Genomic DNA, 11,980 nt, shown 5'->3' with positions numbered 1-11,980 from the left:
CGCCGTGAAACCATCCATGGTGGCTCGACAGCCGCACCCCTGCGGCTGACGGTCTCTGTGAGAGAAGAGCAACCCATGTCTCTTGAGTTAACGGTATCGCTGTGGTGAATAGAGAAAATAGTTGTCGTTATCCGCTGGTTGATCTTGCTCGTGGTGTGGCGATTTTGATGATGATTGTGTATCACTTTTTTTATGATCTGAGTTATTTTTCTTTTTTAGTGCTGGATTTTTATCAGGGTGCGTTCTGGATCGGGTTTCGTTACCTGATCCTGGGACTGTTTATTTCACTGGTGGGTGTTAGTCTGGTGCTGGCCCGTGAGAATGGGGTTTCAGGGAAACAGTTTCTGATTCGTGTGGGCTGGATAGTGTTTTATGCCGCGCTGATTAGTCTGGTGAGTTGGCTACTGTTTGGCTCGCGTATTATTTTTTTTGGGGTGCTACATTTTATTGCGCTGGCGAGTCTTTTGGGGGCATTGTTTACAAGACTATACTGGATTAATTTGATTCTTGGTTTATTACTGGTTCTGATAGGGACGGGCATTGAATCCACTCTGTTTAATCATAGTTGGCTACAATGGCTGGGTTTGATGACCTATAAACCCCTCACTGAGGATTATGTCCCGTTCCTGCCCTGGTTCGGGATAGTGTTATGGGGAATGTTTCTGGCGCGTATGGTGTTAAATGCCTCCATCCTGCCACTAAGGTCTCCGACATGGCCGGGTGCCAATATCCTGATATTTGCCGGCAGGCATAGTCTGATCATCTATATGTTGCATCAGGTGGTGTTGTTTGGGGTGTTGTGGTGTATCAGGGCTTTATTGTGAGTTTATATTTGGTGTCCCCGGCAGGATTCGAACCTGCGACTTTCTCCTTAGGAGGGAGACACTCTATCCAGCTGAGCTACGGAGACAAGAGCGTGGATTATATCAAGCATAGGGATTTAGGGATAGATATAAGCTTTTATTGAAATTGAGGGTGTGTTATTGGAGGCTATGTGGTGATTGTGAACTTTGGAAAAATGCACTACAGTATCGGTATTATGTGTGTTAAGTATGGTTGTATCACTGAAGGGTATTGTGTGGTGTGGTTATCTTTAAAGTTATGTGGTGCTTTGTCGATAATGTTTTCTTATTGGTGCATTAATGGTTTATATTGTTAATCAATGATGTTTTCTTGTACAGTCGTCGCCGTATTTGTTATGCTGGCATTGACGATAGTTAGTTGGCACTAATAATATGCAGAATTTAATTTAAGACTTTCAGCGACACGGAGTAACTAGTAATGAAAATTGAAGATGGGAAAGTGACATTTGAGTATTTGTTTCAGCCAAGCACAATAGTTGGAGAAACTGATAGTATTGAAGCTACAACACCGTCTTTTGTTGCATCAAATGCTAAGAGTGTCGCTCGTAAGGTAGAAAGCTTAAGTCACGTTGAAGAACTTGGTAAGGCTGCGGCTAGACAATTAACGTCTTTGTTTGGCTAAGGGAAAGTTTTGGGCGAATAAAAAGCGTCTTAACGGGCGTTTTTTTTGTTCGCAATAAAAGGATGAATAAATGAGACTCTTGTTTAATGAAACGCCGGATCACGATGTCACCAATATTTTAGCGTTTATTGATGGCTTTGCAGCAGATTTTGGTATAGATGTAATGTTGATTGATGTTCCCAAGATCAGAACGATTGCTCAAGGAATAAGGCGTGATTTTCCTCATAAAGATGGAATTGATGAAGCTAGTGTATTCAAAAAGTTAGCTAACTTTGTTACCTATTTTGTTTCAGATAAGCCTATCTTAGAGGCGTTTAAGTATACAAATGGTGTGCTTCCCGATGATTTGTTGGAAGTAACTAATCATGAGAATGCTACTATTGCACTGCTTATAGCTTTTGCTGCATTGCATGGTGCAGAGATACATAGAAAGCTTGAGAATGGAGAGGACGGTGAACTGAACGTGATAAAGATATTAAATCCGATAGAGTTATCAGGTCACTCATTTATCGATCTAGTTGATGCTATAGCAGTAGCGTCTCCATCCACACATTTTAAAATACTAACCGTGTTACTTGAACAGCTTACTTATAAATCGAATCCTAATTGTCAGTATCCAACTGCACCATTCATTTTTGAATAATAATAGATACTCTATCCAGCTGAGCTACGGAGACAGGCTGCGAAGTATATCATGCCTATACCTTCTGTGAGCGCCGTATCAGTGCTCTCTCCAATTTAGTGACATAGCGATCCAGGGTGTTTCGTTCCTGTCGGCTGATGTCCGAAAGTATACCGCCGATGTGTAGAGTGTTGTTTACCCGTCCCTTACGTGATGAGCGAATACTCAGTGATCCATTGATGATGATCTCTTGTGGCAGGATAAGGCGACAGGAGGGTAGAAACTGACCGGATGATAAACTGGTTGCTGCACTGATAATGATACCAACACCACCTCTGGAGATATCACTGAGTTGCCCACGGATACTGCTGCCCGCTAATGGTATTGTCAGTTGCAGCGAGTCACTATGGGTCTTGATACGAAAATATTCACGCCGTTGTAGGTGATGAATGCTGTCGGGCAGGTCTGCATGATAGATAGCGATCCCTTTGTGTGAAGATATTTTTTTTATACGGGTCAGGAAACGGATCTCCGCACCGCGACAACGAAGACGTACCTGGATGCGACTGGCTGGTGTAATGTGTTTGTGACCACTGGCAGGTACCAGTTCATCCAGCAGGATGGTTGTTTCCTGGGCTTGTATCCTGAGAATGGAACTATGGTAGATCTGTTTATCCCCGGATAAAGTGATGTTTATCAGATCATGATCTTCCTTGCTACGGTTTAACAGGTTAATGATCTGAGCAGGTCGGGTGATCTTTTCCCATTGTGGGCTGTACTCAGGGAGTTTATCTTTTTTTTTAACACCAAACATATAATTAATCAGGCGGTGGCAATAGTTTGACGTGTTGTATAGTTTGACTTTTTACCGCTGGATTCATAGGTGTTTTGCTGATTATTGTTGTTACCCTGCAGGATATTCAAAGTGCGCTGTGTGCGTTGTTGATTGATTTCAATAATCATATGGTTGGCTTCATTGCTGATACGGCATTGCTCCATAATTTCCAGCAGTGTATGCCATTTCTTTTGAATGTTACCTTGTGAATCAAATGCCTTGATGTATTGATCCATGGCGGAGTCAATCGGGTTCAGATTTAATGCAGACAGGATCTGGATACGTTGTTGTTCGCTGGCTTCAATTATTTTTAATACCTGTATCTTGTTTGCGCTACTTTGTTCAATCTCTTTGGCATTGCCCTGATTGAGAATATCTTTTTCTTGATCCAGAGCGTTTTTTAATATCTCGACCTGACGTATTTCATCTTCAAGGTGTTGATATATTTTTTTGATATGTTCGTGAGTATTCATAAGTAATCCTTAGCTAACCATCGACTCAAAGGCTATTATCCGTGTTGCAATACGATCTAGGTTAAACTGATACTTGCCCTCTGCAATCGTCTGTTGTATTTGTTGCACACGTGTCTGATTAACTATTACTTGTTTCAGTATGCCAGACTTGATGTGTTTTAGTTGAGATACATTGCTTGGGCTGTTATCTGTAATGAACATATATTGTTTACCTTGTTATGTGATCGAATTAAATCGTTTGAAGCGTCATAAAAATGACACCTGGATAATGCCGGGGGAGATGACTTTACCTTCCACGATACGTTTGGATGTTAAGGCACGCACGCGTATATGATCCCCTGAGCCACCGGCGGTAATAGCCTCACCCTGCATACGAACCTCAATGCCTCTTTTGACAGCAAGCAAGGTTACGCGGTCACCTTTACGAACCAGTTGGGGATTGCCAATCATCATCGGTGTAATCATTCTTTCGGCTGGGATGTTTCGTTTGGCGACTTTGCCGATAATATCGTTCTTGCGGGTGAAATAAGCGCTTCGGATGAGGTTGAGGTCGCTTTCACTGGAGCGTAGGTCATTGGCTGATATTATTTCACCTTTTCTTATAAATGATTGACTTATATATGTTTTACCCATTCTTTTGACGCGTGCCGTGACATAGATTTTCCATGTGTTGCCTGATTCGCAATGGATGGCTACACTAGTCGTGCTACGGTTTTTTGTTCCATAGGGTAATGATGCCTTTAACGGTGTTTTACAACGTTCAAGTTTTAGGCGTTTATCCAGTGGATTGACCTGGACTTCAAGTCGTTGGCCAGCTGTTATTGATAGCTGGGATTTCAGGAAGGCGTTAGCCTTTTCCTTGATTGAGGTATGACTCTGCCAGACGGCTGCGTATATATTGACGCTACAGGCAGATAGTAAAAGAATTGAAAATGCTTGTTTAATCTTCATAATTAATCATTTATGCTAGGCTTGGTTGATGTTTCATGATTAGATACATGCAAGTGCTGTGCCGATTATTCGATGCGCTAAAGAATATTTGGCTCTTGTCGCTAGTGGAGGGTTACACTTTGTTATCGAACAAACGAACAAAATATGGGGATCACTATGAGTGATGTATTATCAAAGGTCGATTCACGCACTCAGTTGGCAGGGCATAATCGTTTAGAAATTCTGATGTTCCGCTTGAATGGCAAACAGTTGTTCGGAATTAATGTCTTCAAGATTCAGGAAGTCATACAGTGTCCAACATTGACGCATATTGCCAATGCACATCCTGTGGTTCGTGGTATTGCCAATATGCGTGGTCAAACCATTCCTATCATGGATTTGTCCATGTCTATTGGACAGGGTGCTTTACCTGAAGGTAACGGTGGTTTTATCATTATTACAGAGTTTAATCGTAGTGTTCAGGGCTTTCTGGTTGATTCTGTTGATCGTATCGTGAATATGAATTGGGAGGATATTCTGCCTCCGCCCAAGGGCACCGGAAAACAGAGTTATTTAACAGCCGTTACCCGGGTAGACGGTGAGCTGATTGAGATTATTGATGTCGAGAAGGTGCTTTCTGAGGTTATTGGTACCGAAGATGCCGTTTCTGATGATATCGTGGATGCTCAAAAAGAACAGGCCATTGAGGTTACACCACACATAATGGTGGCTGATGATTCATCGGTTGCCCGCAATCAGATTAAACGCACCCTGGATCAGATTGGTATTGAATATACAGTATGTAACGATGGGCGGCAGGCGCTGGATCAGTTAGAAGATTGGTTGGAAAATGAGCCTGACAAGGTAACCTCTCTAGCTATGGTACTGTCTGATGTAGAAATGCCCGAGATGGATGGTTATACCCTGACTACCAATATACGTAACAACCCTGGCCTGCAACATTTATATGTCTTATTGCATACCTCGTTAAGCGGTGTCTTTAACTCGGCGATGATTAAAAAGGTGGGTGCGGATATGTTCGTGGCTAAATTTGCCCCGGATAAACTGGCTGAGGCCGTTCTTCAACAAGTTAATAAAAATAAAGAAGGATAGATATATGAAATTTAGACGGATTTTATCAATGATCCTGTGTTATTGTGGTTTCGTTTCGGGAGGTATTTAATTTGCAGCAAGACTCATTTTCAGACCAGGAATTCGCTGCGTTTCAGCGCTTTCTTGAGGATGCGTGCGGGATTGTATTAGGTCAGAATAAACGCTACCTGGTTGTTAGTCGACTCTCACGCTTGAGTGAAAAATATGGCATCTCTTCCTTGTCTGAATTAATTGATAGGGTTGATAAGAAGCGCGATCGCGTTTTGCGTGAACATATTATTGAGGCAATGACGACGAATGAAACCTTCTGGTTTCGTGATGTGCACCCCTATGAAGAGTTGAAGGCTCGTATACTGCCTGATTTTGCGGCAAGAAAAATATCTCAGCCACGATTCTGGTCTGCAGCCTGTTCCTATGGTCAGGAACCTTATTCAATCAGTATGATCTTGAGAGAATACCTGGCCAGTAAGCCAGGGTCCTTTACCGACGCAAAAATTCTGGCAACGGACATCTCGCCATCGGTATTAAAAGATGCGCGCGAGGGTCGTTATGATGCAATGGCTCTGGCTCGGGGGCTGTCGGATGAACGAAGGAAAAAGTTTTTTACGGATGACGGTGATTACTGTCGAATAAAACCGGATATTGCCAAACGTATTCAGTTTCAACAGACCAATTTATTGCAGAGTTACAGTCTGTTAGGACGCTTTGATGCGATTTTTTGCCGTAATGTGTTGATCTATTTCTCGGCAGAATCAAAAACAGATATTCTTAATCGCATGGCGGCTTGTTTAAATCCGGGGGGCTATTTGCTATTAGGTGCCTCTGAATCCATTAGTCAATATTCGGATGCCTATGAGATGATCCGTAGTGGCGGTGGTGTCTTGTATCAGGTAAAAAAATAATCCAATATTCAGTGGCTTAGCCCCTTTTATTTAATAAAATAACAATGGTTTTTTATTGCCGTTGTGGTGGCGGTTTTTTGCCACATCCTTTCTTCTATACTCTTTTTTATCATTTAACTCCTTGTTTATCATTCGGTTGTTTTTGTTGGCATAGGCATTGCATGATCTGATACATCGTTAATCAGAGGTTGTTATGCCAGCAAGTATTGAATCAACATTAGGTATCTACACCAAGGCCCTGGCTATACAGGAGCGTCGTACGGAGATCCTTGCGCGTAATTTGGCTAATGGGAGCACGCCTGGCTACAAGGCTCAGGATCTGGATTTCAAGGTGGCATTAAAGAATGCCCAGCGGGGTCAAGGTGATTCGGGTATCAAGTTGAAATCGACCAGTTCAGGACATCTGGGGACATTGCCTTTCGTATCGTCAACAAAAGATGGCCTTTTTTATCGTGAGGCCAGTCAGAAATCCCTTGATGGTAATACGGTTAATACCCAGATCGAGCAATCAGCATTTTCAAGAAATTCAATACAATATCAAGCAACGATGACCTTTTTGAATGGCAGTATTCGCGGTTTGATGGGCGCAATTAAAGGAGAATAAGCATGTCATTATTTGATGTATTTGGTATTGCCGGTTCTTCTATGAGCACGCAGTCGATTCGTTTAAATCTTACCGCCAGTAACCTGGCAAATGCAGACACTGTTGCGGGTACGCCGGAAGAGGTCTACAAGGCACGCTACCCTGTTTTTGAATCCACATTAAAAGGTGTCACAGTCGCTAATGTGGTTGAAAGTCAGGATGCACCATTGATGCGTTATGAACCAGGACATCCGTTGGCAAATGAAGAAGGTAATGTCTTTAGTCCGAACATTAGTGTGGTGAATGAGATGGTTAATATGATCTCGGCATCAAGAAATTATCAGGGTAATGTTGAAGTAATGGATGCTACCAAACAGATGTTAATGAGTGCCTTACGTCTTGGACAATAGGGCTACAGGGGTTAATTATGATTAATAACAATACACAGACATTGGATCAATTAGGTTTCAGGTCACAACGTGACCTGGCAATAAAGGATGGCCCCAGTGATAAATTGGGTCAGGAGGATTTCCTCAAGTTGATGACAACCCAGTTAAAGAATCAGGATCCTATGAAACCTATGGAAAATGGTGAGTTCCTGTCACAGATGGCACAGTTTGGAACCGTGTCCGGGATTCAGGATTTGCAGGAATCTTTTGCCAGCCTAAGTGAATCGCTCTATTCCAATCAGGCCTTTCAGGCCGCCGGTCTGGTGGGTCGTTCAGTAATGACGGCATCAGGTAGCGGTGTATTAGGGGCAGCAGGTGGGGTGCAGGGTGCTATTGAAGTCCCTTCAGCCAGTTCTGATGTCAATGTTAGCATTTATGATGAATCCGGTCAGTTGGTCAGGACGATCAATATGGGAACGCAGTTGAGCGGGCAGCAGGCATTTTCCTGGGATGGTCTTATGGATGATGGTAGTCGAGCTCCAGCGGGTGCCTACCTGTTACGAGCACAAGCCAGTTATGGTGATAAAACGGAATCATTAGAAGTTCTCACGAACTCAGAGGTTGATAGTGTGAACCTGAATCCTGGGGGAAGTATTACCCTTAATTTATCTGGAGGACGATCAGCTGATTTCTCCGAAGTACGTAAAATTATGTAAAACCTTTTTTAGGGAGTATTGATATGCCTTTTCGAATTGCACTTAGTGGACTAAATTCTGCATCATCCGAGTTGGGTGTTGCGGCTAATAATATTGCTAACTCCAGCACTACCGGTTTTAAGAAATCGCGTGCGGAGTTTTCTGATATTTATGCTGCTTCCAGTTTGGGTACCTCATCTAATGCCATTGGTAGTGGTGTGCAGGTGTCTTCGGTGACCCAGCAGTTTACGCAGGGAAACATCAGTTTCACGGAGAATAATATGGATCTTGCCATTAGTGGGCAGGGTTTCTTTGTGATGAATGATAATGGTGTTGATGTCTATACCCGTGCCGGTGGTTTTGGTGTGGATCGTGATGGTTACGTGGGAAATAGTCAGGGTTATCGTCTGTCGGCCTATTTGCCCGATTTATTGGGCAATGTTACCGGGGCACGTGGTGATCTTCAGTTAGATACGGCGGATATTGCGCCTTCTGCAACGGGCGGTGTGCTGGTTGGTGTCAATATGGATGCTGATACAAGCGTACCGGGTGGTGCGAATGCATCAACCGCTATTTCATTGGGTACTTTACCGGTGTTATCGACAGCGGATACGCCTGTGACCTCATCTGCTTTCACCTTAAATGATGCCTACGGTAATGTATACAATACTGCCACCGTTGTTTATACCTATTCGGGGGCGAATAATGTTTGGGATGCTGAGTTACAGATTGGCGGAATCAAGGCCAATACGGGCACAGTATCAATTGATATCGGTACTACCAGTAGTGCTGATTTTAATTGGGATCCTGATGGTGCTAGTGGTCTGCAAGGAACGCAGGTGTTGAGTATGAATACCGGTGGTTTAACCCAGTCAGCAGTCGCTAACGCTTCTTCAGTGGTACCATCCTCCAATGGTACGGCTCAGTCAACATTTGATCCGGAAGGTTCCACCACCTATAACGATTCAACCTCGTTGACGGTTTATGATTCGCTAGGTGCACCGCACTTGATGACGGTCTATTTTCGGAAAGAGGGCGCACCTAATCAGTGGGCAAGTTATACCTATCTGGATGGGAAAAATGCGGGTTCTGTCGATATTTCCGGTAACCCGGTTGGTGATCAGCTAACCTTTTCTACCTCGGGTGAATTGTTGACACCCGTTCCTCCTTCTACGGTTTCCATCACTGGCTTTAATCCAGGTGGTGGTGCTGATTTGATGAATATGAATCTGGATTATTCGATCGCCAGTCAATACGGTGGTGATTTTAGTGTATTTGATCTGTCTCAGGATGGTTTTAGTACCGGACGTTTACGTGGTGTTGATTTTAGTGATACGGGTGTGATTGTGGCGCGTTATACCAATGGTCAAACTCGTACTTTGGGTCAGGTGGCATTGGCAACTTTCAGTAATGTACAAGGTTTACGTCAGATTGGTGATACCAGTTGGGCGGAGACCTTTGAATCGGGTACGGCATTGGTTGGTGCTCCGGGTAGTGGCAGTTTAGGCACTATGCAGTCGGGTGCTCAGGAGGGATCCAATGTGGATCTGACCGAGCAATTAATTAGTATGATTACTGCGCAGCGTAATTTCCAGGCGAATGCCCAGGTGATTAGCACGGCAGATACAGTCACCCAGACGATTATTAATATTCGTTAATAGATGAGGGTTTTGTTATGGATCGCGTGATGTACCTGGCGGCTTATCGAGCTAATCAGATAATGCAGTCGCAACGGGTGAATAGTAATAATCTGGCGAATATCAGCACCACGGGTTTTCGTGAAGATTTGATGGTTTATACCACGGATAAGGCATCAAGTTCAGCAACACGTATCTATCCATCGGGTGGTGATGGTGCTGTTAATTTTAATCAGGGTTCATTGCAATCGACCGGTCGTCAACTGGATATGGCGGTTAGTGGTGAAGGCTGGATGGCGATTCAGTCGGCTGATGGTTCAGAGGCCTATACTCGTGCCGGTAATTTTCGTATCTCCAGTTCGGGGCTGTTAACCACAGTAGCAGGTGACCCTGTGTTGGGTGATAGTGGGCCACTGATTATACCGCCTTATGAAAAAATGGAGGTGGGTAATGATGGCACCATTACTATTCGACCATTGGGTCAACCGGCTAATGAGATGGCAAAGATTGGTCGTATCAAGTTAGTTAATCCGCAGGATAATGAATTATTCAAGTCTGTTGATGGTAACTTTCGGACCCGTAACGGTGAGGCTCTGGCTTCAGATGCAAGCGTTAGCGTGATGAGTGGTTCGCTTGAAAGCAGTAATGTTAATGCGGTGAGCGCGATGGTGAATATGATTGAATTAGCCCGGCAGTTTGAAGTGCAAATGAAGGTGCTTGAAACCGCAAAAGAGAATGATCAGGCATCGACAAAACAGTTGCGTATGGGGAACTAGAAGTTCCTGAAAGAGAGTAGAGGATTAGTGATATGAATCAGGCATTATGGGTGGCAAAAACAGGGTTGGATTCGCAGCAGACAAGAATGGCTGTGATCTCGAATAATCTGGCAAATGTTAATACAACCGGCTTCAAGAAGAGTCGAGGTATCTTTGAGGATCTGTTGTATCAAAATGTCCGTCAGGTGGGTGCGCAGTCATCACAAAGTACACAGTTTCCTTCCGGTTTGCAATTAGGTACGGGTGTTAGAACCGTGGCAACAGAAAAGATACATACTCAGGGTAATATTGTACAGACTAATAATAGCCTGGATGTTGCCGTTGTTGGCCGTGGTTTTTTACAGGTCTTGATGCCGGATGGAAGCCTGGCCTATACCCGCGATGGTACCATGCAGATTGATTCTACCGGTCAGGTGGTGACCTCAAGTGGTTATGTGATACAGCCTGCAGTAACGATTCCGACAGATGCACAAAGTATTACTATCGGTGATGATGGCACGGTTTCTGTGCGTGTTCCGGGGAGTGCTGCACCGACTCAGCTCGGTACCTTGCAGTTGGCGGATTTTGTCAATCCTGCCGGGCTGCAATCGGTCGGGCAAAATTTATATATTGAGTCGGCTGCCAGCGGTACTCCTCAAACAGGTAACCCTGGCTTGGCAGGTATGGGTACTGTTCAACAGGGATCACTGGAATCATCCAATGTAAATGTGGTTGAAGAACTGGTTAATATGATTGAGGCTCAGCGTGGTTATGAGATGAATGCCAAGGCGATCTCCACCTCAGACAGAATGTTGCAGTATATGAGTAATAATCTCTAGAGGCTATGATGAATAATCTTATATATAGATTATTTTTATTGATGCTTTTTCTGGCACTAGGCGCCTGTGTCGCTAATCCACCAAAGGTTGCCGATTATCGTCCGGTTTACCCGAAGGAAAAACAGGTTCCACCACCGGTGGCCGGGAGTCTGTATCAGGCTGGGCATGAGCTGGTTTTGTTTGAGGATGTTAAGGCGCGTCGTGTGGGTGATATCCTGACGGTGTTGTTATCAGAGAGAACAAATGCCAGTAAACAGACCAGTACGGCAATTAGCCGTACTAATGATTCAAGCCTGACTAACCCCACCTTGCTAGGTGCTGGTCTTCGTTTTGATACGCCGGGCTTGCCTAATGCAAAAGGTAGAAGCAGTAATCTTGGTACCAACATGGCTTCATCGACTGAATTTGAAGGTACTGGTGATAGCAGTCAGAGTAATAGTTTGACGGGTAGTATCTCAGTGATGGTGGTGGAGGTGTTGCCGCATGGAAATCTGATGGTTAAGGGTGAGAAGTGGTTGACCTTAAATCAGGGTGATGAATATATACAGATAGCCGGCATCGTGCGAGTAGTGGATATTTCACCATACAATACTATTAACTCAAGTCAGTTAGCCGATGCCAGGATTACTTATGCAGGGAAGGGTGCAGTGAATGACTCCAATGCGATGGGATGGTTGGCGCGATTTTTTATCAGCGTGATCTCTCCTTTTTGAATGGGTGAC

The 11,980-nt window shown here is 44.0% G+C and carries 16 protein-coding genes and 1 tRNA gene; 12 read left to right on the top strand and 5 right to left on the bottom strand.

Annotated features, from left to right (window positions below; genetic code table 11):
- The first annotated feature begins 104 nt into the window (after window positions 1-104).
- Complete coding sequence (locus GXP22_03565) at window positions 105-824, top strand: DUF1624 domain-containing protein (GenBank protein ID NOX08558.1); 720 nt, start codon at window positions 105-107, stop codon at window positions 822-824.
- A gap of 9 nt (window positions 825-833) precedes the next feature.
- On the opposite strand, the gene GXP22_03560 is transcribed toward GXP22_03565, so the two are convergent.
- Window positions 834-910: transfer RNA gene (locus GXP22_03560), tRNA-Arg, on the bottom strand.
- 371 nt (window positions 911-1,281) lie between these two features.
- Here GXP22_03560 and GXP22_03555 point away from each other — a divergent pair.
- Together GXP22_03555 and GXP22_03550 are read left to right on the top strand one after the other, a co-directional pair.
- On the top strand, window positions 1,282-1,485 hold the full coding sequence (locus GXP22_03555) for a hypothetical protein (protein ID NOX08557.1): 204 nt from the start codon (window positions 1,282-1,284) through the stop codon (window positions 1,483-1,485).
- A 70-nt stretch (window positions 1,486-1,555) separates the two neighbouring features.
- Window positions 1,556-2,128: a hypothetical protein gene (locus GXP22_03550; GenBank protein ID NOX08556.1), complete on the top strand. Its 573-nt coding sequence runs from the start codon at window positions 1,556-1,558 to the stop codon at window positions 2,126-2,128.
- A 55-nt stretch (window positions 2,129-2,183) separates the two neighbouring features.
- On the opposite strand, the gene GXP22_03545 is transcribed toward GXP22_03550, so the two are convergent.
- The 4 genes from GXP22_03545 to flgA are packed head-to-tail and all read right to left on the bottom strand — an operon-like array spanning window position 2,184 to window position 4,366.
- A complete protein-coding gene (locus tag GXP22_03545; GenBank protein ID NOX08555.1) occupies window positions 2,184-2,921 on the bottom strand; it encodes a hypothetical protein in 738 nt (245 codons plus the stop codon).
- 8 nt (window positions 2,922-2,929) lie between these two features.
- A complete protein-coding gene (locus GXP22_03540) occupies window positions 2,930-3,415 on the bottom strand; it encodes a flagellar protein FlgN (GenBank protein NOX08554.1) in 486 nt (161 codons plus the stop codon).
- Window positions 3,416-3,424: 9 nt separating this feature from the next.
- Window positions 3,425-3,616, bottom strand: coding sequence for a hypothetical protein (locus GXP22_03535; protein ID NOX08553.1), 192 nt, complete (start codon window positions 3,614-3,616; stop codon window positions 3,425-3,427).
- A gap of 45 nt (window positions 3,617-3,661) precedes the next feature.
- The gene (gene flgA / locus GXP22_03530; protein ID NOX08552.1) at window positions 3,662-4,366 is read right to left on the bottom strand and encodes a flagellar basal body P-ring formation protein FlgA; all 705 of its coding nucleotides are present in this window, start codon (window positions 4,364-4,366) and stop codon (window positions 3,662-3,664) included.
- A 156-nt stretch (window positions 4,367-4,522) separates the two neighbouring features.
- Between flgA and GXP22_03525 the strand changes: the two genes are divergently transcribed.
- The 9 genes from GXP22_03525 to flgH all read left to right on the top strand — a co-directional run bounded on the left by GXP22_03525 (window position 4,523) and on the right by flgH (window position 11,971).
- A complete protein-coding gene (locus GXP22_03525) occupies window positions 4,523-5,458 on the top strand; it encodes a chemotaxis protein CheV (protein NOX08551.1) in 936 nt (311 codons plus the stop codon).
- A 71-nt stretch (window positions 5,459-5,529) separates the two neighbouring features.
- A complete protein-coding gene (locus GXP22_03520; GenBank protein NOX08550.1) occupies window positions 5,530-6,360 on the top strand; it encodes a protein-glutamate O-methyltransferase CheR in 831 nt (276 codons plus the stop codon).
- Window positions 6,361-6,553: 193 nt separating this feature from the next.
- Window positions 6,554-6,964 (top strand): flagellar basal body rod protein FlgB, encoded by a 411-nt coding sequence (gene flgB, locus GXP22_03515; protein ID NOX08549.1) that lies wholly within the window; start codon window positions 6,554-6,556, stop codon window positions 6,962-6,964.
- Window positions 6,965-6,966: 2 nt separating this feature from the next.
- Entirely contained in the window at window positions 6,967-7,353 is a 387-nt protein-coding gene (gene flgC / locus GXP22_03510; protein ID NOX08548.1) for a flagellar basal body rod protein FlgC, read from the top strand.
- 17 nt (window positions 7,354-7,370) lie between these two features.
- Entirely contained in the window at window positions 7,371-8,048 is a 678-nt protein-coding gene (locus GXP22_03505) for a flagellar hook assembly protein FlgD (protein NOX08547.1), read from the top strand.
- Between the two features lie 23 nt (window positions 8,049-8,071).
- A complete protein-coding gene (locus tag GXP22_03500) occupies window positions 8,072-9,685 on the top strand; it encodes a flagellar hook protein FlgE (GenBank protein NOX08546.1) in 1,614 nt (537 codons plus the stop codon).
- A gap of 17 nt (window positions 9,686-9,702) precedes the next feature.
- Window positions 9,703-10,440: a flagellar basal-body rod protein FlgF gene (flgF, locus tag GXP22_03495; GenBank protein ID NOX08545.1), complete on the top strand. Its 738-nt coding sequence runs from the start codon at window positions 9,703-9,705 to the stop codon at window positions 10,438-10,440.
- A gap of 32 nt (window positions 10,441-10,472) precedes the next feature.
- Window positions 10,473-11,258 carry a flagellar basal-body rod protein FlgG gene (gene flgG, locus GXP22_03490; GenBank protein ID NOX08544.1) on the top strand — a complete coding sequence of 262 codons (786 nt, stop codon included), beginning with the start codon at window positions 10,473-10,475 and terminating at the stop codon, window positions 11,256-11,258.
- 8 nt (window positions 11,259-11,266) lie between these two features.
- Window positions 11,267-11,971: a flagellar basal body L-ring protein FlgH gene (gene flgH / locus GXP22_03485; GenBank protein NOX08543.1), complete on the top strand. Its 705-nt coding sequence runs from the start codon at window positions 11,267-11,269 to the stop codon at window positions 11,969-11,971.
- The last annotated feature ends 9 nt before the right edge of the window (window positions 11,972-11,980 follow it).

The organism is Gammaproteobacteria bacterium (assembly GCA_013151035.1).
GTDB lineage: Bacteria > Pseudomonadota > Gammaproteobacteria > JAADJB01 > JAADJB01 > JAADJB01.
The sequence above is the reverse complement of the archived record's forward strand: the minus strand, read 5'-3'. Positions and strand labels throughout refer to the sequence as shown.